This is a genomic window from Aquabacter sp. DMC10, assembly GCF_056314145.1.
On sequence record NZ_JBQUYX010000003.1, the window covers coordinates 31,554 to 56,156 of the forward strand.

The 24,603-nt window shown below is 69.5% G+C and carries 19 protein-coding genes and 1 pseudogene; 16 read left to right on the forward strand and 4 right to left on the reverse strand.

All coding sequences use genetic code 11. The annotated features are described in order from the left end of the window. Positions 1 to 4: 4 nt before the first annotated feature. Entirely contained in the window at positions 5 to 946 is a 942-nt protein-coding gene (locus tag ACT54L_RS08900) for a glucokinase (RefSeq protein WP_476085230.1), read from the reverse strand. A gap of 663 nt (positions 947 to 1,609) precedes the next feature. Between ACT54L_RS08900 and ACT54L_RS08905 the strand changes: the two genes are divergently transcribed. The 7 genes from ACT54L_RS08905 to ACT54L_RS08935 all read left to right on the forward strand — a co-directional run bounded on the left by ACT54L_RS08905 (position 1,610) and on the right by ACT54L_RS08935 (position 10,226). Then, complete coding sequence (locus tag ACT54L_RS08905) at positions 1,610 to 2,323, forward strand: Tim44/TimA family putative adaptor protein (protein WP_476085231.1); 714 nt, start codon at positions 1,610 to 1,612, stop codon at positions 2,321 to 2,323. 18 nt (positions 2,324 to 2,341) lie between these two features. Then, entirely contained in the window at positions 2,342 to 3,610 is a 1,269-nt protein-coding gene (mltA, locus tag ACT54L_RS08910; RefSeq protein ID WP_476085759.1) for a murein transglycosylase A, read from the forward strand. After that, positions 3,607 to 4,203: a Smr/MutS family protein gene (locus ACT54L_RS08915; protein ID WP_476085232.1), complete on the forward strand. Its 597-nt coding sequence runs from the start codon at positions 3,607 to 3,609 to the stop codon at positions 4,201 to 4,203. Before mltA ends, ACT54L_RS08915 begins: the two co-directional genes overlap by 4 nt. Next, on the forward strand, positions 4,200 to 4,565 hold the full coding sequence (locus tag ACT54L_RS08920) for a helix-turn-helix domain-containing protein (protein WP_476085233.1): 366 nt from the start codon (positions 4,200 to 4,202) through the stop codon (positions 4,563 to 4,565). The genes ACT54L_RS08915 and ACT54L_RS08920 overlap by 4 nt, the downstream gene beginning before the upstream one ends. 104 nt (positions 4,566 to 4,669) lie before the next feature. Beyond that, positions 4,670 to 7,321, forward strand: a complete 2,652-nt coding sequence (locus ACT54L_RS08925; RefSeq protein ID WP_476085234.1) for a TIGR02302 family protein — start codon at positions 4,670 to 4,672, stop codon at positions 7,319 to 7,321. A 261-nt stretch (positions 7,322 to 7,582) separates the two neighbouring features. After that, on the forward strand, positions 7,583 to 8,716 hold the full coding sequence (locus ACT54L_RS08930) for a glycosyltransferase (RefSeq protein ID WP_476085235.1): 1,134 nt from the start codon (positions 7,583 to 7,585) through the stop codon (positions 8,714 to 8,716). 49 nt (positions 8,717 to 8,765) lie between these two features. Continuing rightward, positions 8,766 to 10,226, forward strand: coding sequence for an oligosaccharide flippase family protein (locus ACT54L_RS08935; protein WP_476085236.1), 1,461 nt, complete (start codon positions 8,766 to 8,768; stop codon positions 10,224 to 10,226). Here ACT54L_RS08935 and hpt read toward each other — a convergent pair. Beyond that, on the reverse strand, positions 10,205 to 10,741 hold the full coding sequence (gene hpt / locus ACT54L_RS08940) for a hypoxanthine phosphoribosyltransferase (protein WP_476085237.1): 537 nt from the start codon (positions 10,739 to 10,741) through the stop codon (positions 10,205 to 10,207). The genes ACT54L_RS08935 and hpt overlap by 22 nt on opposite strands. Before the next feature lie 153 nt (positions 10,742 to 10,894). Between hpt and ftsE the strand changes: the two genes are divergently transcribed. From ftsE to ACT54L_RS08965, 5 genes are all read left to right on the forward strand, one after another. Then, positions 10,895 to 11,554: a cell division ATP-binding protein FtsE gene (ftsE, locus tag ACT54L_RS08945; protein WP_476085238.1), complete on the forward strand. Its 660-nt coding sequence runs from the start codon at positions 10,895 to 10,897 to the stop codon at positions 11,552 to 11,554. Further along, a complete protein-coding gene (locus tag ACT54L_RS08950; protein WP_476085239.1) occupies positions 11,547 to 12,500 on the forward strand; it encodes a cell division protein FtsX in 954 nt (317 codons plus the stop codon). The genes ftsE and ACT54L_RS08950 overlap by 8 nt, the downstream gene beginning before the upstream one ends. Positions 12,501 to 12,639: 139 nt before the next feature. Then, on the forward strand, positions 12,640 to 13,275 hold the full coding sequence (locus ACT54L_RS08955) for a YdcF family protein (RefSeq protein ID WP_476085240.1): 636 nt from the start codon (positions 12,640 to 12,642) through the stop codon (positions 13,273 to 13,275). Between the two features lie 31 nt (positions 13,276 to 13,306). Further along, positions 13,307 to 14,092 carry a lysophospholipid acyltransferase family protein gene (locus tag ACT54L_RS08960; RefSeq protein ID WP_476085241.1) on the forward strand — a complete coding sequence of 262 codons (786 nt, stop codon included), beginning with the start codon at positions 13,307 to 13,309 and terminating at the stop codon, positions 14,090 to 14,092. 195 nt (positions 14,093 to 14,287) lie between these two features. Then, positions 14,288 to 14,575, forward strand: a complete 288-nt coding sequence (locus ACT54L_RS08965; RefSeq protein ID WP_476085242.1) for a hypothetical protein — start codon at positions 14,288 to 14,290, stop codon at positions 14,573 to 14,575. Between the two features lie 158 nt (positions 14,576 to 14,733). Here ACT54L_RS08965 and ACT54L_RS08970 read toward each other — a convergent pair whose 3' ends face one another. Then, positions 14,734 to 15,309 (reverse strand): gamma-glutamylcyclotransferase, encoded by a 576-nt coding sequence (locus ACT54L_RS08970; RefSeq protein ID WP_476085243.1) that lies wholly within the window; start codon positions 15,307 to 15,309, stop codon positions 14,734 to 14,736. Between the two features lie 87 nt (positions 15,310 to 15,396). Between ACT54L_RS08970 and ACT54L_RS08975 the strand changes: the two genes are divergently transcribed. Then, positions 15,397 to 16,461: a DUF2125 domain-containing protein gene (locus tag ACT54L_RS08975; protein ID WP_476085244.1), complete on the forward strand. Its 1,065-nt coding sequence runs from the start codon at positions 15,397 to 15,399 to the stop codon at positions 16,459 to 16,461. Positions 16,462 to 16,671: 210 nt separating this feature from the next. Then, entirely contained in the window at positions 16,672 to 17,607 is a 936-nt protein-coding gene (locus ACT54L_RS08980) for a sulfotransferase domain-containing protein (RefSeq protein WP_476085245.1), read from the forward strand. 64 nt (positions 17,608 to 17,671) lie between these two features. Here the strand turns inward: ACT54L_RS08980 and ACT54L_RS08985 are convergent, their stop codons facing one another. Next, the gene (locus tag ACT54L_RS08985; RefSeq protein ID WP_476085246.1) at positions 17,672 to 22,507 is read right to left on the reverse strand and encodes an NAD-glutamate dehydrogenase; all 4,836 of its coding nucleotides are present in this window, start codon (positions 22,505 to 22,507) and stop codon (positions 17,672 to 17,674) included. A gap of 286 nt (positions 22,508 to 22,793) precedes the next feature. Between ACT54L_RS08985 and ACT54L_RS08990 the strand changes: the two are divergent. Beyond that, a pseudogene (locus ACT54L_RS08990) lies at positions 22,794 to 23,339 on the forward strand (peroxidase-related enzyme); the annotation flags it as partial. A gap of 489 nt (positions 23,340 to 23,828) precedes the next feature. Then, positions 23,829 to 24,602 (forward strand): ABC transporter ATP-binding protein, encoded by a 774-nt coding sequence (locus ACT54L_RS08995; RefSeq protein WP_476085247.1) that lies wholly within the window; start codon positions 23,829 to 23,831, stop codon positions 24,600 to 24,602. Position 24,603: the final 1 nt, after the last annotated feature.

Genomic DNA, 24,603 nt, shown 5'->3' on the forward strand with positions numbered 1-24,603 from the left:
GATGTCAGAGCCCGGCCAGCAGGCGGCGCCCCACCTCGCCGGCCCCCGACAGGCCGGGGGTGGGGTGCACCACCACATGCACCGGCACCTGGCCGAGCATGTCCTGATAGGGCGGATGCTCCTCGAAGGCGGTGCGGAAGGGAGAGGCCGCAAACAGCGTGGCCAGCGCCGCCCCCACGCCGCCGGCGATATAGACGCCCCCCTTGGCCTGAACCAGCAGGCAGAAATCGCCGACGATGCGCCCGAGCAGGCGCAGGAAGACGTGGCAGGTGTCGCGTTCCGCCGGCTGGCCGGCCAAGGCCGCCTGGATGATGGCGTGCGAGGTGAGGATGTCCCCGGACAGGATGCGATGGAGCCGCACCAGGCCCGGGCCGGACAGCACATGTTCCACACTCACCGGGCCGAGGTCCCGCACCAGATGGGCCACCACCCGGGCCTCGTCCGCCGTCACGGCGCCGAGCCGGGCGCGCCCGCCTTCGCCCGGCAGCACGTCATAGCCATCGGCGCGGGGCACCAGGACCGCCGTGCCGAAGCCGGTGCCCGGACCGCAGACGAGGACGGGCCATTGCGCCAGCGGATGTCCCGCGCCCACCTGCACCAGATCGGACCGGCCGAGAATGGGAATGCTCTGCGACAAAGCGGCGAAGTCATTGAGGACGGTGAGCGCTTCCAGGCCCAGGGCCCGCGCCAGCGCCGGCCGGGAGAAGCTCCAGGACCGGTTGGTCATCTGGATGTCGTCCCCGGACACGGGTCCGGCAACGGCGAGGACACCCGCCCGGGGCTTCTCGGCGCCGCAGACGGCCAGATAGGCGCCCAGAAGATCCTCGAGGCTGTCATAGCCGTCATTGGCCTCCACCCGCACGTCGAACGGACGCCCGTCGGGCCCGGCGCGGGCGACGCGCGTGGTGGTTCCGCCGATGTCCGCAAGCAGGATGGTCGATGCCATAAGGGTCCGCCGAGCTTTCATGCTGAGTGGGGCCACGCCGCGCGGGGGCGCGGTGGCGCTAAAGGTCCCTTCCTAAGACCTCGGAGTCCGCCATTTGTTCCCGCCTCCCCCTTTCGGGGCCTGCGAGTCTGCGGCACACCCGGAAGGAATCGCGGACAATGGGGCAAGAATCAAGGCGCTCGGTGCGGCCCCTGCGCGCGTCTTTCGACCAAGGTCACCGCATCCAAGGCACCCTGACACCTCTCCCAAATACGGGGCCTCCGGCCAAAAGGGACCAGAGGTCCGCCCGTCCGGCCTCCGGCGTCGCGGTGGCGCCCGCGGCGGGGATGACGTAAGGTCGGGTAGAAAGACATGCGCGACGCATCGCGGTCTGGAATCCTGTAAAACGCTCCGTACATTAGGGGCAGGTTCTGCGCGGCACCCGGAAAAGGTCGGACGCGGCGCAGCGCCGGGCGGTATTGTGCCACGATCTTGTGGTGTGATGGGCCGTGGGTTCAAAGTGCGGGAAAAGCGCACGCCGGGGGCTGGCGCGCCGGACCGCGGGGGACGAAAACGGGAAGAGGGATCCGAGAGGCGCATCGCGCCGGGCGGGGCCTTGTTCCGCATCAACGCAATCGAGGCGCACGCGGCCCTGCCGTGTCGCCGGAGGCATGGCGAAGCGCAGTGCTCGACATTTACACCATCATCTTCCTGGCCCTGGCGGTGTTCATCTTCATCCGCCTGCGCAGCGTCCTCGGCCAGCGGACGGGGCGGGAGCGGCCGCCTTATGATCCCTATTCCCGCGATGCCGCCCGGCCGACGCCCGCCTCCGACAAGGTGGTGAAGCTGCCGGAGCGCAATGTGGAGGGGCCTGGCCGGGTTCAGCCTGACGAAGAGGCCGAGCCCGCCACCTATCGCTGGGAGGGCGTCGCCGAGGAGGGCACCCCGCTCGCCAATGCGCTCGACCAGATCGCCGCCCGCGAGCCGGACTTCGACGCCAAGCATTTCCTCATCGGCGCCAAGTCCGCCTATGAGATGATCGTGCTCGCCTTTGCCAATGGCGACCGGCGCCTGCTGAAGGATCTTCTCGCCAAGGAAGTCTATGACGGCTTCGTCCAGGCCATCTCCGATCGGGAGGGCCGCGGCGAGACGATGGAATCCCGCTTCGTCTCCATCGAGAAGGCCGACCTGCTGGATGCCAGCCTGAAGGCCAGCACCGCGCAGGTGACCGTGCGCTTCGTCTCCAAGCTCATCTCCTGCACCCGCGCCAAGGATGGCACGGTGGTGGATGGCAGCCCGGACACGGTGGCCGATGTGACGGACGTGTGGACCTTCGCCCGCGAGCTGGGGGCCCGCGATCCCAATTGGAAGCTGGTGGCGACCGAAGCCGCGCAGTGAGGACGGCGCGTGACGAGAATGGCGCGGGACGGGGTGCGGCGTCCGAAGGGGCGCGAGGCGGGCAGCCCCCCGCAGGCCGGCTGGCGCGCGCGGGTTACGCTCGCCCTGCTCTGTCTTCTGGCGGCGCCGGCCCACGCTGCTGACGGGCCCGCTCCCGCCCTCGCGCCGCCGCCCGAGGTGACCGGGGCCCGGCTTGTGCCCGCCGCCTATGGCGACCTTCCCGGCTGGCAACAGGACCAGGCGGGAGACGCCTTCCGCACCTTCCTGGCCAGCTGCGCGGCCCTGCGGGCACCGCCGCCGGAGCGCGGCCCCACCTCGAACCCGGCGCTGCGCCCCGGCCTGAAGCGCGCCTGCGCCGCCGCACGGGCGCTGGGCACGCGCACCCCCTCCGATGCCGTGGCCCGGCTCTTCTTCGCCGCCAATTTCCGGCCCTATCGCATCGTGCCCGATGCCAATCCCCCGGGCTTCCTGACGGGCTATTATGAGGTGGAGGTGGAAGGCTCGCGCGTGCCCACCGCCGACTTCACCGTGCCCGTCTATGCCCGCCCCAAGGACCTCATCCCCACCGCCCCACCGGCGGAGAGCAACCGGGGCGGCGCTCTGCGCAAGACGGCGGAGGGTCTTGTCCCCTATTACGACCGAGCCGCCATCGAGGATGGCGCGCTGAAGGACCAGGGCCTGGAAATCTGCTATCTGCGTCATCCGGTGGACCTGTTCTTCATGCAGATCCAAGGCTCCGGGCGCATCCGCCTCACCGATGGCGGGGTGCTCCGGCTCAATTATGACGGCCACAACGGCTATCCCTATCTGCCCGTCGGCCGCCTCCTGATCCAGCGTGGCCTGGTGCCCCGGGACGAGATGAGCATGGAGCGCATCCGCGCCTATATCGAGGCCGATCCCGCGGCCGGGCGGGCGCTGATGCGGGAGAACCGCTCCTTTGTGTTCTTCAAGGCCGTGAACCTGCCCTCCGACGCGGGCGCGCTGGGCGCCGAGGGGGTACCGCTGACGCCGCTGCGGTCCATCGCGGTGGACCGCGCGCGGCACGGCTATGGCACGCCCTTCTTCATTTCCGCCCCCTTGCCCCTGGGGGGGCCCGCCCCCGCGCCGTTCCAGCGCCTGATGATCGCGCAGGACACCGGCTCGGCCATTGTCGGCCCGGCGCGGGCGGACCTTTATTTTGGCGCGGGCGCGCAAGCCGGGCGCATTGCCGGCGCCATCCGCCACCCCGGCGACTTCTTCCTCCTGGCCCCCCGTTGGACAGAGGCTTCGGCCGGAGCCAAGCCATGACCCGCCGGCGCCGCATCCGCCTGCTCAAGCCGGACGAGAAGGCCCTTTGGCACCATGTGATGCGCCAGGTCACGCCCCTCAAGGGCCGCGCCGTGGTGGAGATGCCGCCGCCCGCCCCGCCGCCCGAGACAATGGAGGCCCCCGCCGGCCCGGTGCGGAAGGCCGAGGCGAAGGGCCCTCCGGCCCGGCCCGTGCCGCCCGTCACCGCCCTTGCGCCCCTGGAGCCGCGCCTCCGGCGCCGCCTCAACCGCGGGGCGGACGTGGATGCGCGGCTCGACCTCCACGGCCTGACCCAGGCGGCCGCCCATCGGCGCCTCACCTTGTTCCTGCTGGAGGCCCATGCGGCCGGTTTCGCCCTGGTGCTGGTCATCACCGGCAAGGGCGACGCGGACGGCGCGCCTCTGCCCGGCGAGGAACGCCGGGGGGTGCTGCGCCGCGCGGTGCCGCTCTGGCTCTCGGAGCCGGGCCTGCGGCCCTATGTGGTGGGATTTGAGGCCGCCAGCCGTCGCCATGGTGGGGACGGCGCCCTTTATGTGCGGGTCCGCCGCCGCCGGGAGGGGGCGGACCGGGGCTGGGGGCCGGACGGGCCGTGACGCCATTCGGTCGCCGCATCCGGGACCTGCGCGCCCAGCGCGGCGTCACCCTCACCGCCATGGCGGACGCCATCGGCGTGACCCCCACCTATCTGTCGGCGCTGGAGAACGGCAAGCGCGGCCAGCCCACCTGGGCCATGGTCCAGCGCATCATCGCCTATTTCAACGTCATCTGGGACGAGGCGGAGGACCTCCAGCGCCTGGCCGAGCTTTCCCACCCCCGCGTGGTGGTGGACACGGCGGGCCTCACGCCGGAGGCCACCGAGCTGGCCAACCTGCTGGCCAAGGAAATCGCCCTGCTGCCGCCGGAAGCGGTGGCGGAGTTGCTGGGCCGGCTGAAAATCCTGCGCCGGCGCGGCTGAGGCGGGCCGCAGGCGGGCACCTGAACCAGTCGTGACCGACAACGGCTGCGCCGCCGCTGGCGTCGTCCGTACGTCATGCTAGACTTGATGGCTTGGACGGGCTGGTGTTCGGAGGGTTCGTGGCCGCCACACCGGAATCACATCATATCCGCACCGCGGAGCAGGAGGCGACGGCACATCTGGCGCGGGCGGTGGCCCGGGCGCAGCGCGTCATCCTGTGGGAGCGGATCTGGCCGGCGCTGGTGGGGGCCGGCATGGTCGCCGCACTCTTCCTGGCGGTGTCGTGGACCGGACTGTGGCTGAACCTGCCCCCCATCGGGCGCATGGCGGGGGTTGGCGTGTTCGCGGTGCTGCTGGCCTGGCGGCTGTGGCCGCTCGCCAAGGTGCGCCCCGCCAGCCGCGCCGAGGCGCTGGCCCGGCTCGACCGTGCGAGCCATCTCTCCCACCGCCCCGCCACCGCCATGGCGGACGACCTGGCCAGCCGGCCGGACGATCCCGTCAGCGCCGCCTTATGGCGGGCGCACATGGCCCGCACGCTCTCCCGCGTGCGCCGGCTGAAAGCGGGCCTGCCCACCCCCGGCATGGCCGCCCGCGACCCGCGCGCCTTCCGGGCCCTTGCGCTGCTGATCCTGGTGCCGAGCTTCTTCCTGGCCGGATCGGAGCATGTCTCGCGCATCCTCTCCGCCTTCAACTGGAAGGGGGCGGTGGTCCATGCCCCCTATCGCCTCGATGCCTGGGTGGACCCGCCCGGCTATACCGGCCGCGCGCCGGTGGTTCTGCCCGGCATGCGGTCGGATGAGGTGACGCAGACCCAGGGCACCGCCATCTCCGTGCCCGCCGGCAGCGTCCTGGTGGTGCGCACGGTTGGCCTTGATGCCAATGCCCTGCGCATCGACCCCGGCATCGTCGAGGTGAAGCCCGCCGACGCACCCGCCGCCGACGGCGCCCCCGCCAAGGCCAGCGAGCCGGCGCGGGCGGGCGCGGCCACGGAACGGCGGTTCACCATCTCCCAATCGGGCGGGGTGACCTTCTCCGGGCCCGACCAGCGGGCGCTGGTGTGGCGCTTCCAGGCCCAGCCGGACAGCATGCCCACCATCCGCTTCGTCAAGGAGCCGGAAGCCGGCGCGCGCAATGCCTTGGTGCTGACCTATCGCATCGAGGACGATTACGGGGCCAAGGAGGCCAGCGCCCATTTCGCGCCCGCGCCGCCCGAGCGGCCCTTCTTCGCCCGTCCCGACCGCCCCGCCCCTGCCGTCGGCAAGCCCCTGGTGGCCGGCCCCGACTTCGCGCTCACCTTGCCCAGCGGCGGCAAGAGCGGCGCCCAGACCACCAAGGATCTGGTGGCCCATCCCTGGGCCGGCGCCAATGTGATGATCACGCTGAAGGTCAAGGACGAAGCGGGCAACGAGGCCACCAGCGAGACCAAGACGGCCCGCCTGCCCTCCCGCTCCTTCTCCAATCCCCTCGCCCGCGCCCTCATCGAGGAGCGGCGCACCCTCGCCCTCAATGTGGAGGCCCGCAGCCGGGTGGAGACGGTGCTCTCCGCCCTCACGCTCGCCCCCGACAAGTTCGGCATGGAGGCCGGCACCTTCCTCGGCCTGCGCTCAGCCTATTGGCGGCTGCAGAATGCCCGCAGCGAGGACGATCTGCGGGGCGTGGTGGATTATTTGTGGGAAATGGCCCTCGCCATCGAGGACGGCAATCTCTCCGACGCCCAGCGCGACCTGCGCGCCGCCCAGCAGGCACTGCGCGAGGCGCTGGAACGGGGCGCCAGCGACGAGGAGATCCAGCGCCTGATGCAGGATCTGCGCGCCGCCATGGACAAGATGATGCGCCAACTGGCCGAGGAGGCCAAGCGCGACGGCGGCACCGATGCCCGGCCGCTGGACCAGAATGCGCGGGTGCTGCGCCCGCAAGACCTACAGCGCATGATGGATCGCATCGAGAATCTCGCCCGCTCCGGCTCGCGCGATGCGGCCCGCCAGATGCTCGATGAATTGCAGGCCATGATGGACAATCTGCGCCCCGGCAACCGCCAGGCCGGCCGGCAGCAGGGACAGCAGGGCGAGCTGGGCAACATGATCCAGGAGCAGCAGCGGCTGCGCGACCGCACCTTCCGCCAGGGACAGCAGGGGCAACAGGGTCAGCAGGGCCAACGCGGCCAGAGGGGCCAGCAGGGACAGCCTGGCCAGCAAGGCGAGCCGGGCGAATATGGCGACCTGCAGCAGGGCCAGCAGGAGCTGCGCCGGCGCCTCGGCAAGATGCTGGACGATCTCCGCCGCATGCAGGAAGGGCAAGGCCAGCAGGGCCAAGGTCAAGGCCAGCAGGGGGAGGGCGAAGGCCAGGGCGACGGCGCCATGGGGCGGGCGGGCGATGCGTTCGGCCGCGCCGAGCAGGCCATGCGCGACGCCGAGGGCGCTCTGGGCCAAGGCGACGGCCAGGGCGCGCTGGATTCCCAGGGCCGCGCGCTCCAGGCCCTGCGCCAGGGGGCCCAGGCCCTCGCCGAGGCCCAGCAGGGCAATTCCGATGGTCCCGGCCCTGGCGGTCCCTCGGGCGAGCAGGCCATGCGCACCGACCCCTTGGGCCGCCAATTGCGCAACCAGGATTATGGCGACGACTTCACCGTGAAGGTGCCCAACGAGGTGGACGTGCAGCGCGCCCGCCAGGTGCTGGAAGAGCTGCGTCGCCGCCTGGAGCAGACCAACCGACCCCAGCTGGAACTGGACTATATCGAGCGCCTGCTGGAAAATTTCTGACCCGGGGCATGGGATGGCCCTGACGGGCCGCCCGGTCCGGCCTCTTGCGCCGATCGCCCGTCCGCGTGGGGGGCAGCGCATTGGCAAGCGCGCGCCGCCGGGATATGGCGGGGAGCGGCATTCGCCTGAATGCCTCGGAGGCGCCTTCGGCCCGGCACACCCGCCGCCCGGCGGCTTGACCTCCCGCATGTCTTGACCGTCGCCTGCGGCGCGCCCCAAAAGGCGCGTCCGCGCAACGGCCACTCCGGGGGCGGGGCCAGTATGGCAAGACGCGTCATTGCTCATATCCTGCCCTGGGCCAATGTGGGGGGCACGGAGGTGGCGACCCTGCGCCTGGCCGCCGCGCTGCGCGACCACGGCTATGCCAACATCCTCTACGTGCCCGACCTGCCCGACGCCGCGGACGTGGCGGACCTGGTGCGCGACCACGGCTTCGCCCTCGCCCGTTACGCCCAGGTGGCGCCGCGCCGCGCCTTTCCCCTGCCCTTTCTTGCCAATGTCGCGCGCCTCGCGGCCGGCTTCCGCCGGCGGGGCGTTGGACTCGTTCATGGGGCGGACATTGCGGGCGCCTGCTTCACGGCGCTCGCCGCCCGCACGGCCGGCGCCCGCGCCACCAGCCATGTGCGCTGCGCCCATCCCGGCATGACCGACATCGACCGCTGGCTCCTGAAGCCGGTGGAGCGCTTCCTGTTCGTCTCCCGCGCCACGGAAGGCGACCAGGACTTTCGCTGCTCCCCCGACCGGGCCGAGGTACTCTATGATGCCGCCGTGCCGCCGGCCGCCCTCGTTCCCCGCAGCGCGGCGCGGGCCCATTATGGCCTGCCCGATGACGCCCTGGTGCTGGGCATGGCGGCGCGCATCCATCCCCAGAAGGACCATGCCAGCCTCATCCGCGCCGCCGGCCTGTTGCGCGCCACCCATCCCGGCCTGCGTTTCCTGATGGTGGGCGATTTCAGCGAAGAGGCCTCCCACCGCGCCCAGTTCGCGCAGCTGGAGGCGCTGATGGCGGAGACCGGGACGCGCGACATGTTCGTGTTTCCCGGCTTCGAGGGGAACATGGCCCGCTTCTATGGCGCCCTCGACGTGGCGCTGCTGGCGAGCCACACGGAGGGCTTCCCGCTGGGCATCCTGGAAGCCATGGGCGCGGGGCTCCCGGTCATTGCCAGCGCGGTGGGCGGGGTACCCGAGGCGGTGGAGGAGGGACGCACCGGCTTCCTGGCGCCCGATGGCCATGCCGCCGCCTTCGCCGCCGCCATGGCCCGCCTTGCGGACGATGACGGGCTGCGCCGGCGCATGGGCGAGGCGGCGCGGGGCGAGGCCCTCACCCGCTTCGGCCCGGAGCGCTTCGCCAAGCAGGCCGCCGATTTTGCCCGCCGCATGATCGGGCCGCCCTGATGTCCCCCACCTTATGCCCGGCCTTCCCCGCCCTGCGAGACCCTTGCCGATGCTCTCCCGCCTGATCGCCCGCGCCAGCGTGTTCTGGAAACCCGGGCCTTTGCGCGAGAGCCTCTATTATGCGCTCGGCCTCATCGCCATGCGCGCCATCGGCCTCGCCCTGCTGCCGGTCAATACCCATTTCCTGCCACTCAGCGAATATGGCCGGCTGGAAGTGCTGATGGCGCTGGCGGACGTGGGCGGCGTGGTCTTTTCCCTGGCCCTGCCCACCACACTGTCGCGCTTCGTGGGCCTCCATGACGATTGGGAGAAGCGCCGGGAGGTGTGCGCCCACATCTTCGCCGTGGCCATCCTCACTTCGGCGGTGCTGGGGGTGCTCGGGCTCGTCATGGCCGGCGAGATCGCGCGGCTCATGCCCGGCAATCCCAGCGCCAACGAGGTGCGGCTCCTGGTGGTGTCGCTGTCCATGGAAGGCCTTCTGGGCGTGGCGCTCACCTGGCTGCGCATCCGGGGCGCCGCCGGCACCTTCCTCGTCCTGTCAGTGGGCCGCTCGGTGATCTTCGCCACCTTGTCGGTGGCGCTGCTCATGGCCGGCTACGGCCTCATGGGCGTGCTCAGCGCCATGGCGCTGGCGGCGGTATTCCAGGGGCTGGCCACCGCTTTCGTGGTGCTGCGGGAGACTGGGGTGCGCATCCGCGGCATCGATTGGTGGCCGCTGACCCTCTATTCCGGCCCCCTCCTCGTCTCGGCGCTGGCCATGTTCGCCCTGGGCAGCCTCGACCGCTGGTTCCTGGCCGATGACGTAGGCACGGCGGAGCTTGCGCTTTATGGCGTCGCGGTGCGCCTCGGGGCGATCACGGCGGTGCTGCTGCAACCCTTTCACATGTGGTGGTTCCCCAAGCGCTTCATCGTGCTGCGCGAGCCCTTTGGGGTGGAGCGCAGCGCCCATGTGGTGGGCATCGGCATCGTCATCACCATCCTGGGCGGGGTCATTGTGGGCCTCGGTGGGCCGCTGGTCATCCATGTGATGACGCCGCCGGCCTATCATGCGGCCGCGCTTTTCGTACCGTGGCTCGCCATGGTCTATGTGGTGCAGGAGATGGGCAGCCTGCTGGAGCTCGGCTCCTACCTGCGCAAGGACGGCTTCATCCCGCTCTTCACCAATCTGTTGGGGGCCGCCATCGTGGTGGGGCTCTATCTGGTGCTGATCCCCCGCTATGGCGTGGCCGGCGCCATTGCCTCGACGCTGGTGGCGCAGAGCGTGCGCACCATCGTCATCCACTTGATCTCGCAATATTATATCCGCCTGCCCTACCAGATGGGGCGGCTGGCGCTGGTGGCCCTGGTGGCGGCGGGCGGCACCGCCTTGTCCTTCTGGCTGCTGCCGCCGGCCTTCGTGGTGCTCGGCGGGGTGGTGACGGTGCCCGCCACCACGCTGGTCGCCTATATGCTCGGCCTGCTGCGGCCCTACCGGCCGCCGGCGGAAGCCTATTCCAGCCCCTCGATGTGACCGATGAAGGGCAATTGCCGGAAGGCGTGGGCCACGTCCATGCCATAGCCCACCACGAACACATCGGGGCACTCGAAGCCCACCAGGTCCGCGTCGATATGCACCGCGCGCTTGCCCGGCTTTTCCAGCAGCACGCACACGATGACCCGGTTGGCGCCGCGCGCCATCAGCAGGTCCTTGGCGAAAGCGAGCGTACGGCCGGATTCCAGGATGTCGTCGATGAGCAGCACGTCCCGCCCGCGCACATCGCTTTCCACGTCGCGCAGGATCTCCACCTGGCCGGACGAGACCGTGGCCTTGCGGTAGGAGGACAGGTGCATGAACTCCATTTCCGGGTTGAGGCCGGCGGAATGGATCGCCCGGATCAGGTCGGCGGCGAACATGAACGATCCCTTGAGGATCGCGACCGCCAGCATCTTCTCCAGGTTCAGGCCCGCAATCTCACGCGCCAGCTCCTGGTTGCGCGCGGCGATGCGATGCTCGTCATAAAGAACTTTGACCGGTGGCAAGGACATGGCTTCCCTCGAATAGGGGGGCGAGAATGGACCGGGCGGCCGCCGGCGTAAAGCTTTGCGGGCAAAGGCGTGCGCAGCCATGTCCTCAAGCGGGCACACTCGGGCTATGCTTCACCGCATGCAGCGCGGCGCGATTCGCTGAAGGTGGAGACGTTGGTCCGTTTCGAGAATGTCGGCCTGAGATACGGCATGGGCCCTGAAGTGCTGAAGGATGTGACCTTCGGCATCGAGCCCAATTCGTTCCAGTTCCTGACCGGGCCGTCCGGCGCCGGCAAGACCACGCTTATGCGCCTGCTTTTCCTCCAGCTGAAGCCCACGCGCGGCCTCATCACCTTGTTCGGGCGGGATGTCTCCTCCCTCGACCCGGACGAGGTGGCGGTGCTGCGCCGGCGCATCGGCGTGGTGTTCCAGGACTTCCGCCTGCTGGACCACCTGACCACCTATGAGAACGTCGCCCTGCCCTTGCGCGTGCTGGGCAAGGACGAGGCCTCCTATCGGGGAGAGGTGACGGAACTGCTGCACTGGGTGGGCCTCGGCGACCGCATGCATGTGCTGCCCCCCGTGCTCTCGGGCGGGGAGAAGCAGCGGGCCGCCATCGCGCGCGCCCTCATCGGGCGGCCGGAATTTCTGCTGGCGGACGAGCCCACCGGCAATGTGGACCCGACGCTGGCGCGGCGCCTGCTGCGCCTGTTCGTGGAACTGAACAAATCGGGCACTTCGGTGCTGCTGGCCACCCATGACATCGCGCTCATGGACCAGTTCGACGCCCGTCGTCTCGTGATCGCCGACGGACGGCTCTATGTCTATGACTGAGCCATCGCGCCCCGAAACCGAGGATGGCGCCGAGCGCGCCCGGGGCAGCCGGGCCCGGCCGCAGGCCTCCATCGTGCCCCGCGCCACGGTGGCGGGGCGCGCCTTGGTGGCGGTGGTGGCCATCATGACCTTCCTCGCCAGCCTCACGGTCGGCACGGTCATGGCGGTGCGCACCACCGCCCAGACCTGGCGGGGCGATGTGAGCCGGGAGGTCACCATCCAGATCCGCGCCGGCGATCCCGCCGCCGTGGACGCCCAGGTGAAGGCCGCCCAGGAGCTGGCCAGCCGCACGCCGGGTATTGCCAGCGTCCATGTGCTGACCACCGACGAGACCAGCCGCCTGCTGGAACCCTGGCTCGGCACCGGCCTGAATTATTCCGATCTGCCGGTGCCGCGCATCCTGGTGCTGCGCATCGACGGCTCAAGCCCGCCAGACCTTGCGCGCCTGCGGCGCACGCTCACGGATCGCATCCCCACCGCCACGCTGGACGACCACCGCTCCTGGTCGCGCCGCCTGTCGGCCATGGCGGAAGGGGTCATGATTACCGGCTTCGGCATTCTGGTGCTGGTGGCGACGGCCACCATCCTCTCGGTGGTGTTCGCCACGCGGGCCGCGGTGGCCACCAACCGCGCGGTGGTGGAGGTGCTGCATTTCGTCGGCGCGCGCGATCGGTTCATCGCCGCCCAGTTCCAGCGCCACTTCCTGAAGATCGGCGCGCTGGGCGGGCTGATCGGCGGGCTGGGCGCCACCGTCCTGTTCCTGGCCATTGCCAGCCTGCCCACCTTCGGCCTCGGCGGCGAGCCGGAAAGCCCGTCCATCCTGACCTGGCTGGCGCCGGGTGTGTGGGGCTTTGGCGGCATAGCGCTCGCGATGATTCTGGTGGCGGCGGTGACCGCGCTGACGTCACGGGTGACCGTCTACCGGACGCTGCGGGCCATCCAATGACCGCAAGCGCCTGCCTTTCCCCGGCTTTGCCGCATTCGGCCTCCATTTTCCGCGGATGACATCGCCTCAGGGAGCCCCTGCCGATCCTGGCCGCCCGAACCGCGAAGCCCCGCCCCGCCGGCGGCATCGGCGGCTGCGGGTGGCCGCGCTGGCGCTCGGATCGGTGCTCGGCATGCTCACCCTGGCCTTCATCGCCGGCTTCATGGTGTTCGTGACCCGCATTTCGGGACGCGAGCCGGTGGCCCTGCACGCCGCCGATGCCATCGTGGTGCTGACCGGCGGCGCCTCGCGGCTCAATGATGGCGTGCAATTGCTGGCCGATGGCTATGGCAAGCGCCTGCTCATCACCGGCGTGAACCGCACCACCACTGCCGACGAACTGCGCCGCACCTTGCCGGCCACGCCCGCCCTCATGGAATGCTGCGTGGACATCGGCCACAAGGCCCTGAACACCTGGGGCAATGCCATCGAGGCGGCGGAATGGGCGCGGGCCCGCAGCTTCCGTTCGCTGCTGGTGGTGACCTCCACCTGGCACATGCCCCGCGCCTTGTTCGAGATGGGCCGGATGCTGCCGGATGTGGAGCTCATCGCCTATCCCGTGGTCACCGACCGCATGCTCGACGCCCAATGGTGGACCGAGCCGCAGACCGCAAAGCTCCTCCTCAAGGAATATTTGAAGTACATGATGGCGCAGGCGAAGATCCGTCCTGCCCAGGCGGTCGCGCCGGCCGCTCCGCCGCGCCCGGAAGGACCGCAGGCATCGGCCACACGCTGAAACCTCTCCTTCGGGCACGGGGGCCCATGCCTTGAACCGTCTGCGGTCGTACCTGTTTCACCTGGCGTTTTTCACCAGCACCTTCCTCTACATGCTGGTGATGGTTCCGTTCCTGCCGTTGATGCCCCGTCGCCTGATGTGGAAGCTCATCGTGCTGGTCTGGGCGCACACCACCACCTTCCTGCTGCGGACGGTGGCCGGGGTGCGCATGGAGGTGAAGGGGCGTGAGAACATTCCCCCCGGCCCGCTGCTGATCGCCGCCAAGCACCAGTCCGCCTGGGAAACCATCGCCCTCCTGCCGCTGTTCACCGACCCCGCGTTCATCCTGAAGCGCGAATTGATGTGGATCCCGCTCTTCGGCTGGTACGTGGCCAAGGCGCGTTTCATTCCCATCGACCGGGGCGCACGCTCGGCGGCGCTGAAGGCCATGACCGACCGCGCCCAGCTGGAAATCGCCAAGGGCCGCCAGATCCTGATCTTTCCGGAAGGCACCCGCCGCCCGGTGGGAGCGCCGCCCTCCTACAAGTTCGGCGTCGCCCACCTCTATGGCAGCCTCGGCGCGCCCTGCCTGCCGGTGGCGCTGAATTCCGGCCTCTATTGGCCGCGCAAGGGTCCCCTGCGGCCGGGCACCGTGCGGGTGGAGATCCTGCCCGCCATTCCCGCCCACTTGCCCCGTGGCGTGTTCATGGCCCGCGTGGAACGGGAGATCGAGGCCGCCACCGCGCGCCTCGTGGCGGTCGGCCGCGCGGAGCTGGGGGAGGATGGGGCGGGCGGTCCCGCCGAGCCCCCGCTGAGCCAGGGAAACCCGGCCGCTTAAGCCAAAATTATCCCCGTTTTCCCGGCCTGTGGAAAAGTCTTGATCGGCGAATCACGTCGTTCTAGTTTCGTTCTCATGAACGCGACTGATTCGCTCCTCGTGCCTCTTGTGGATGCCGGTCGGCTCTCCGGACTGAAGGAGGGACCGCTTGGTCCGCGTTTCCGTTTTTGGCGGGACGCAGACGGCCAGCGCCACGTGTTTTCGGTCTATGCGACCCATGAGGCGCCGGACTATCCGGACGCCATCGCGGTGGTCGCGCGCCGCACTCCGGCCGGTCCCATCGCCCTGTGGGCGGGCCCGGCGGGCGAGCCCGCGCGCGAGGCCGCGCGCCGTTTCCTGGCGGAAGAAATCCACATCCATGTGTTCGGCGAGGCGCCGCCGGCGGGGCTCCAGCCCTTTCTGTCGCCCCAGCCTGCCTTTCCCGATTTTAGGCCTGCTGCCGCCCCCCGCCCCCGCGAACTCAGCCGCCGCCACGCCGCCTGACGGCGATCTGCCGCTTGAGGACGGCCGCGCGGCCGTCTGAGGGTCGAGAGCGGCCCGACGCCCCGGAAGCGGGGCGCCATGGACGCGGCCACAAGACCGGGCCGCCTGTCGGGATGCCACGTCACCGCACCCTTGGGATGACACCCCCGGCCATGCCCTCAGCCGGGCACCTGGTGGCGCAGGTGCTGGGCGATCCATTCCAGCCCCGCATCCCGCAATCCCATGCCTTCCAGCGCCTCGCAGGTGGCCAGCACATAGTCCCGATTCGGCCCCGACTTGCCATGCGCCCGCCGCACCAGATGCAATTGCGCGTCGCGGTCGAGCCCCTTGGCATATTGGGGATGGGCGCGGTTCACCAGATAGACCACGGCCGGGGCCCGGCGCTCGGAACCATCCAGAAGCATCACCCGCCGCGTCGCCTCGCGATAAACGCCGGAAATCTGCTCGCGGGCCGTGAGATAGGCATGGGTCTCCGGCCAGTGGGCCTCCGCCACCCGATAGGCAATGCCCCGGCAGGAGCCGCCCAGATCCAACCCCAGCACCAGGCCGGGCTGCTCCGCCGTGCCCCGGTGATGGGTGGAATAGATGCACAGCGAACGGTGCGCGCCGAGCAACCGGGCCTCCGCCCGCTCCACGAAGTCAAAGCCCGGATTCCACATCAGGGAACCATAGGCGAACACCCAGCGATCATCGGAGGTGAGGTCGGTTTGAACGGAAGTCGCCATGGCGTGCATTGACAAAGGGGCCGCACCGTCGCCTAACAGCGCCTTCCCCCGCCCGCAAGCCCCAAGCACACACGTGCCATGCACAGAGGAAGGCGAATGACCTCGACGCAAGCCGCGCCCCGCCGCCGCAAGCCCTGGATCGTCGCCGTGCCGCTCGGCCTGTTTCTGTTGCTGGCGGCCATCTGGTGCGGCCTGTGGTTCTATGCGGCGCACCGGGCGGAAGCGGAAATCGAGGCCTGGCTGAAGCGCGAGGCGCTGGTGGGCCGCAACTGGGCCTGCGCGGAGCGCAGCCTCGCTGGCTTCCCCTTCCGGTTCGAGCTGGTCTGCCGCTCCCCCTCGCTGGAGATTCGCGGCGGCGATCCGCTGAAGATCACGGCCGGCCGCGCCCATGCGGTGGCGCAGGTGTGGGCGCCCAACCATATCGTGGCCGAATTCGCCTCCCCCGCCCGGGTGGAGGATCTGGCCACCGGCCGCGTCTTCGACGCCTCCTGGTCGCTGCTCCAGATGAGCGGCGTCGGCGATACCAGTGGCCGGCCCCAACGCATGTCCGTGGTGAGCGAGAACCCCAAACTGGATCTGGTGCTGGCGGCGGGGGCCGCGCCCAGCCCCGGCTTTTCCGCCAGCCATCTGGAAGTCCATGCCCGCCGCACCCCGGCCAGCGGGGCCGGGCGCGACGGCGTGGATTTTGCCGCCAGCCTGAAGGGCGCGGAAAGCGCCACCCTCACCGCCGCCGGCGCGCCCGGCCCGCTGGACATGAAGCTCCAGGGCAATGTCAGCGCGGCCGACGACATGCGCCCCATGCCCATAGCCGACCGGCTGCGGGCCTGGGCGGAAGCCGGCGGCGCCTTCCGCTTGGACACCTTCGAGGTGACCACTCCGAAGGCCGCGCTGTCGGCAAGCGGCGCCCTGTCGGTGGACCCCCAGGGGCGGCTCAATGGGGCGGTCAATCTGGGCTTTGCCGGGGTAGAGGAGATCCTGAAGAATCTCTCCCGCAGCGGCGTGGTGGCGCCCGAAATCGCCCCCATCGTGGGCGCCCTGGCCCTGGCGGGCAAGTCCGGCGACGTGGCGGGCCGCAAGGGCTCGACCTTCGCCATCACCTTCCGCCAGGGCGTGCTGCAACTGGGCAAGTTCCCGGTGGGCATCGTGCCCCCGCTCTTCTAGAGCGCCATGCGATGCTGCGCGGCGGGCAATAATGCCCCGCGCGCCCATGGGCATCCGCTTGTGTTGCTCGCGTGTAACCGGGAAATGAAACGATTCCCTTTTGTTTCCCGCCCAGTCCTTACGCCAGAAGAGCCCATGGGCTAGCCTTCAAGACATCACGGCGCCGGGGGGCGTGCGGCTGTCCTTAAGCCCTCTTCTTGGAATAGAGCCATGGTGTCTTTCACGCGGAAGGTTCATCGCGCGTGGTCGGCGGTGAAATGGGGCTACAGCCGCCAGCACGAGGCAGGAAACAAGGGCGCGTTCCTGGGCGGGGTTGGCGACTGCGGCGAGAGCGGCCTTCTGCCAGCCATCGTCGTGCACTCCCACCGCCGGTCCGGCACCCATTTCCTCATCGATACCCTGCTGCAGAACTTCGGTGTCGCCCGCGACTGGTTTCACCTGGAGGAGGATTATTTCTCCCGCCTCGGCCAGACGCCGGTGGTGCTGAAAAGCCATGAGCGCTATTTCGGCGAGAAGGCGCTCAGCCGCGAGCCCTGGCATTCCTACCTGCATTGGGTGGCGGCGACCGCCTGCTATTCCAGCGGCTACCACCTGCACATCGTGCGCGATCCCCGGGCTGTGCTGAAGTCGCATTATTATTTTGACCGCAAAGGCCATGAGCCCGGCCACCAGATCCCGCCGGACCTCAGCTTCGGCGATTATCTCGCCCGCCCCAGCAGCCGCGACCCGGAGGGGAAGCTGACGCCCGCTCAATTCTGGTGCGCCCATGTCTCCGCCTGGAGCCGGCGGCCGGAGGTGCTGCACCTGCGCTATGAGGATTTGTGCCTCGACATGCCCGGACAGCTGGCGCGCATCTCGGACTTCACCGGACTGCCGGTGCAGAGGCGGCGGTGGCTGCCGTCCACCGCCATCGGGCGCGCCACCTCGGAATGCCAGGGGCGGCACCGCCCGGCGGAATGGGGGCCGGCGGAAGAGATGCAGCTTCAATCGGCCGCCTTGGCCTACGACCTGCCGCGCCTCGGCTATGGCCTGGAGACCGAAGGCGCCATCGCCCTGCCCGTGGCGCCGCAGGCGCGGGGGCGCGCGCATGTGCCCGGCCGGGAGATCGCCCCCGCCCGGGGCTATGCGATGCCGGCCATCCTCTGACGGCTGGCGGAGCAGCACCGGCGGGCAGCGCCCGCCGGGGGAGGCACCCGCCGGGGGCTTGGCCTCAGGCCCGGGCGAGGTCCGCCAGGAGATTGGCCGCCAGCGTCAGCTTGGACAGGGTGAGCCCGGAAGCAACGATATCCTGCACGGTGGCGCGGGTGCGCTCCACCTCCTTGCGGCGGCGCGTCACCCAGGCTTCCAGCGCGGCATCGCCGGCCAGGCCGGTGGCCAGGATTTCCACCGTCACTTGCCGCACGAAGCTCTCCACTTGGCCCATGGCCCGGTCGAGGGCGAGACGGTCGTAATAGTCGGGCGCGAGAATCCCCCGCGCCGCCTGACCGATCTCGTCCACGGCGAAGTAGCGGCCCGCCGCGAAGAAGGTGGGCGCCGCGTCTGCGATGGACCGCCCGGTGGTCTGGGCCAGGAGGACAATGTCCGTTCCCGCGCCGGTGGCGCGCAGCGACACCACCTGACGGGCCAGAACCTCCGGCACCTGCTTCTCGATGAGGGCCGCCACCTCCCGGTCGCGCCAGGCGCGCCAGGCAGTGGGCAAGCTGGCATCGAGCACGCCCGCCAGCGCCGCGATGCCCGCCTCATATTCCTTCACCACCTCGGCAAGCCCCGCGGACGGATTGACGTTGCGCAGGAACCAGATGGCGCGGCTCACCAGCAATTCCTGCACCGCGCCGTAAAGACCCAGCTGCACCTTGCCGTCGATCTTGTTGTCCAGTGCGTCGATGGCCGTATAGAGCCAGGGCAAGCCGAAGCTGTGGTTGACGATGGCGAAGGCCCGCACGATGGCGGCGGAATCCGCCCCCGTCTGGTCCGCCACCCGGGCAATGGCCGCAGGTCCCCCCAGATTGATGACCGCATTGGCAAGGCCGGTGGCGATGATCTCGCGGCGCAGGCGGTGGTGGTCGATGGCGGCGGGGAAGCGCTGGCGCAGGGCCTGCGGGAAGTAGCGCACCAGATCGCCCTCGAAGAAGGCATCGTCCGGCACGTCCGAGGACAGCAGCTCGTCATAAAGCGAGAGCTTGGCATAGGCCAGGAGCACCGCCAGTTCGGGCCGGGTCAGGGCCTCCCCGCGGGAGCGGCGCTCCTGGATCTCGGCATCGGTGGGCAGATATTCCACCGCGCGATCCAGCTCGCCCCGCATCTCCAGCATCTGCATGAGGCGCTGCTGGAAGGCGAGGTCCGAGGGCCCGGCCCGCTCGGCGAGGGAGAGGGCGAGGGTCTGGGCGTAATTGTTGCGCAGAACCAGGGTGCCCACGTCATTGGTCATCTGGCCGAGCAGGGTGGCGCGGTCGGGCGCCGAGAGCGCGCCTTCCGCCACCGGGATGGAGAGGGCGATCTTGATGTTCACCTCGACGTCGGACGTGTTCACACCGGCCGAATTGTCGATGGCGTCGGTGTTGAGCCGGACGCCGCGACGCCCCGCCTCGATGCGCCCGCGCTGGGTCATGCCCAGGTTCGCGCCCTCGCCCACCACCTTCACCCGCAGTTCGGAGGCGGGGATGCGGATGGCGTCGTTGGCCTTGTCGCCCACCTGGGCGTCGGTCTCGGAGGCGGCGCGCACATAGGTGCCGATGCCGCCGAACCACAAGAGGTCCACCTGGGCGCGCAGGATGGCGCTCATCACCTCCGCCGGGGTCGCCTCCGCCTTGTCGAGGCCGATGATGGCGCGGGCCTGGGGCGAGAGGGGAATGCTCTTGGCCGAGCGCGGATAGATGCCACCGCCCTGGGAGAGGAGGGTCGCGTCATAGTCCGCCCAGCTGGAGCGCGGCAGATTGAACAGGCGCTGACGCTCCGCATGGGAGCGCGCCGGATCGGGATGGGGATCGATGAAGATGTGGCGGTGGTCGAACGCCGCCACCAGCTTCAGCGCCTTGGACAGGAGCATGCCGTTGCCGAACACGTCGCCCGACATGTCGCCGACGCCCACCACCGTGATGGGGGTGGTCTGGATGTCCACATTGATCTCGCGGAAGTGGCGCTTCACCGCCTCCCACGCGCCGCGGGCGGTGATGCCCATGGCCTTGTGGTCATAGCCCACCGAACCGCCGGAGGCGAAGGCGTCGTCCAGCCAGAAGCCGTGCTTCTGGGAGATGCCGTTGGCAATGTCGGAGAAGGTGGCCGTGCCCTTGTCGGCGGCGACCACCAGATAGGGGTCGTCGCCATCGAGCAGGGTGACCTCGGCCGGATGCACCACCGCGCCGCCCGCCAGATTGTCGGTGATGTCCAGGAGGCTGGAGACGAACAGCTCGTAGGCGGCGATGCCTTCCGCCTGGATGGCATCGCGGGTGCCGCCCACGGGCAGGCGCTTGGGCACGAAGCCGCCCTTGGCGCCCACCGGCACGATGACCGCATTCTTGACCTGCTGCGCCTTCACGAGGCCCAGCACTTCGGTTCGGAAATCCTGCGGCCGGTCGGACCAGCGCAGGCCGCCGCGCGCCACCTTGCCGAAGCGCAGGTGCACGCCCTCCACCCGGGGCGAATAGACGAACACCTCGTAAAGCGGCCGGGGCAGCGGCAGGCCATCCACCTTGCGGCTGGAATATTTGATGGCGATGACCGGCTTCACCCGGCCCTCGGCGTCGCGCTGGTAGAAGGTGGTGCGCAGCGCGGCATCGACGAGGTTCACGAAGCGCCGGAGGATGCGGTCCTCGTCGAGGGACGAGACCTCCGCAAGCCGCGCCTCGAGCGCCTCGCGCAGGGGCGCCTCGCGGGCGGCACGGGCCTCGGCTTCCTGGTCGAGGGCGGGGTCGAAGCGGGCATGGAACAAGGCGACGATCTGCGCGGCCACGTCCTTGTGGGCCACCAGGGTGGTCCACAGATAGTCCTGGCTGTAGGCGATGCCGGCCTGGCGCAGATAGCGCGCCAGCGCGCGCACCAGGGCCACTTCCCGCCAGTCGAGGCCGGTGTCCAGCACCAAGGCGTTGAAGCCGTCATTCTCCGCCTCGCCCCGCAGGGCGGCGGTGAGGAGGTCCTCCATGCGCTCGGCCGCGTCGGTCACATCAATGGTGCCGCCGTCCGTGCGCTCCAGCGACATTTCATGCAGCCAGGCCGGGGTCGTGTCGCCGCCATCCGGGGCGGTGGGGACGATGCGATAGGTGCGCTCGTTGATGGACTTGAGGCCCATGTTTTCCAGCATGGGCACGCGCACCGACAGCGGCAGCGGCTGGCCGAGGGACAGCAGGCGCAGCGAGATGCGGGTGGCCGGGTCTTCCTCCCGGCGGAAGAAGTCGAGCGCGATGGGCCGCTCGGGGGAGAGGCGTTCCAGAAGCTCGATGTCGGCGATGGCGGTGGCGATGGAGGTGGACGCCACATAGCCGGCGCCAAAGGCCGCGCAATAGCGGGCCATCAAGGCGGGCGCCGCATTGCCGTGGGCCTCGCGCAGGGCGTCGCGCAGCCGCTCGGGCCAGGAGAGCACGTCGCTCGCCACCTGGGCTTCCAGGTCGGCGCGGTTCACCACCGGCGTGCGGCCTTCACGCCGGCCGATGATATATTGCACGCGGGTCAGCGGCACATCGGCCAGGAAGGTGGGGGTGAAAGCGGCCACATGCCCGCCAAAGGCAGTGGCGAGGCGCTCGCCGATGCGCTCGCGCAGCGCGCTGTCGAAGCGATCGCGCGGCACGAAGACCAGCGCCGAGACGAAACGGTCGAACGGATCGACGCGGGGTAGGACGCGCACCCGGGGACGGTCGTAAAGCGAGAGGATTTCCAGGGCATAGCCGAGCAGCTGCTCGGTCTCGATCTGGAACAGGTCGTCGCGGGGATAGGTCTCCAGCACCGTCGCCAGCGCCTTGCCCGAATGGCTTTCCCGCTCCAGGTCCGCCTGGACCACCACGGTCTCGGCCTTGCGGCGCAGATAGGGGATCTGGCGCACGGAATGGGTGTAGGCGTTGGAGGTGAACAGGCCGATGATGCGCATCTCGCCCACGAGAGCGCCCTGCCCGTCATGCAGCTTCACGCCCACATAGTCGAGATAGGCGCGGCGATGGACGCGTGAACGCAGGCTCGACTTGGTGATGACGAGGGGCACCGCATCGCTCAGAAACTGGCGGCTTTCCGGCGAATCGCCCACCGCCGCCTCACCGAGGCTCAGCTCGCGCACATTGGCGTCCTTCAGGATGCCGAGCCCGCTGCTGGCATCGGCCTCCAGGCTGCCGTCCGCCGTGAAGCGATAGGTGCGCACGCCGATGAAGGTGAAATTGTCCAGCACCAGCCATTCGACGAAGTCGGCCGCTTCCTCGCGCTCCTCGTCCCCATAGGGCCGCGTCTCGCGGCGATAGGCCTTCGAGACCTCGTACACCGCATTGCGCATGGCCACGAAGTCGCGATTGGCAGCCCGCACGTCGTCCAGCGTCTGGTCGAGCGCGGCTTTCAGGTCGGCCAGGTCCGCCTCGGCATCGATGCGCTGCACATGAAGATGGATGAAGCTCTCATGGGGCATATGGCGCCCCTCGGCCTCGTGCAGATTGGCATCGAGCGCCGTGAGCGTGCCCGCCGCGTCGCGTTCCACCGCCAGGATGGGATGGGACACCAGCTTCAGTTCGAGGCCCCGGTCGGACAATTCGCCGGCCACCGAATCGAACAGGAAAGCCATGTCGTCATTGACCGCCTCGATGACGGTGATGGCGGGCGCGCCGGGCCAATCGGGGTTGTAGACCTTCACATCCTGGCGGCCGGCGGGGCGCTGGCGCAGATGGGCATAGGCCTCGCGCACCAGGGCGGCCAGCGCCTCCGGCATCAGGGTCGCCACGTCCTCGGGCGCGGCGCCGCCCAGCAGGGCGCGGGCGAAGGGCTCCGGCACGCTGCCTTCGAGAAGCGCAACCGCTGCGGCAATACGCTCGTTGGTCCCGAACACCGTGTTGACGGATTGATTGGCCTGGACGTTCATTGACGCACTCCCCGTTGTCCCCCGGCGCGATGAGGGCAATGGCCGTCGCCGCCCCCATCGTCATTTGCGTCTCCCGATGTGGCACACCGCCGCGATGGAACGATGACGTAACATCAAGAAGGGCCTCACCATGACCTCCCCGGCTAAGTCAGGCAAGCCGAAGACAGCCCACGCAAAACGTGCCGAAACCAAGGGCGTGCCCAAGGCGCGGGCAGCCGCGTCGACGGCCACCCCCGCCGCCCTCGCGGCCCCTGCCGCCGCCCGGGCGCGCGATGATGCGCCGGCCATCGCGCTCGGGCTCACGCGCGCCGAGCTGGACGCGCCGACTACCGCCTATTTCGACAAGTGCATCGAGAAGATCGGCTTCGTGCCGAACGTTCTGGAGGCCTATGCCTTCGATCTCGCCAAGCTTGGCGCCTTCTCCGCCATGTATAATGACCTGATGCTGGCCCCCTCCGGCCTCAGCAAGCTGGAGCGCGAGATGATCGCGGTGGCGGTCTCCAGCGTGAATCGCTGCTATTACTGCCTCACCGCCCATGGGGCGGCGGTGCGCCACTTGTCCGGCGACCCAATCCTCGGCGAGCAGATGGTGATGAATTATCGCGCCGCGCGGCTCGATGCCCGGCAGCGGGCCATGCTCGATTTCGCGGTCAAGCTGACCGAGCGCCCGTGGGAAGTGGAGGATGCCGATCGCGCCACCTTGCGCACGGCGGGCTTCAGCGAACGGGACATCTGGGACATTTCGGCGGTGACCGCCTTCTTCAACATGTCCAACCGCGTCGCCGCGGCGACGGACATGCGGCCGAACGAAGCCTATCACAGCCAGGCGCGCACACCCCGGGCCGAAGCCGCCGCCCCGCTGGCCCCCGCCTCCGTCAAGCCACCGGCGGACGGCAAGATCCCGGCCGATGCGAAGCCCCCGGCGGACGCGAAGGGCACCCCGCGGGGCAGGGCTGCGCGGCGGAAGAGCTCCGACACCAAAAAGTGAGACCTCCTCCTCCGGTGCGGGCGACGGCAGACGGCGCTATAGTGGTGCCGCAGACGCCGGCACCGGAGCATATGGCAGCAAGGGCTGGCCCCACGGCGTGACCGCCGGCAGGGGCGCGGTGTCGGCATTTGCGGACGGCATGTGGAAAAATAGAACGATCGTTCCACAGGAATCGGACGCTCGTTCAAATTCTTCATTTCCCCATATTGACCGCCGGTCTGTGCATGCTAGTTATGCGTTAAAATCATAAGCACTGTCCAAGGTGCGCGGAAATGGGAGTGTCGGGGGCGCGCCGCGCCCTGGCCGTGGAATAGCGAGGGCATTGGTAGCGATATGGTCAGCGTCTCAGACGTGCCCTACATCGTTGAGGCAACCGGTCTCACCAAGGAATTCAAGGGATTCGCTGCGGTCAAGAATGTTGACCTGCGGATCCGCCGCCACACGATTCACGCCCTCATCGGGCCGAACGGGGCGGGCAAGACCACCTGCTTCAATCTCATCACCAAGTTCCTGGAGCCGACGCGCGGTTCGATCCGCCTCAACGGGCGTGACATCACCAGCACCAAGCCCGCCGATGTGGCGCGGCTGGGCATGGTCCGCTCGTTCCAGATCTCGGCCACCTTCGGGCATCTGACCGTGCTGGAAAATGTGCGCGTCGCCCTGCAGCGCGCGCTCGGCACCTCCTTCCATTTCTGGAAGTCGGAAACTTCGCTCGATGCGCTGAACGACCGCGCGATGGAGCTGCTGAAGGAGGTGGACCTGACCTCCTATGCCCGGCACCTGGCGGTGGAACTGCCCTACGGCCGCAAGCGCGCGCTGGAGATCGCCACGACCCTGGCGCTGGATCCCGAGATGCTGCTGCTGGACGAGCCGACCTCCGGCATGGGCCGCGAGGACATCGCCCGCACCGCCGACCTCATCAAGCGCGTGTCGGAAAACCGCACCATCCTGATGGTCGAGCACAATCTGTCGGTGGTCGCCAATCTGTCGGACCAGATCACCGTGCTCGCGCGCGGCGAGATCCTCACCGAAGGTCCCTATTCCGAGGTGTCGAAGAACCCGCAGGTCGTCGAGGCCTATATGGGCACCGGGCACGGAGCGCACTGAC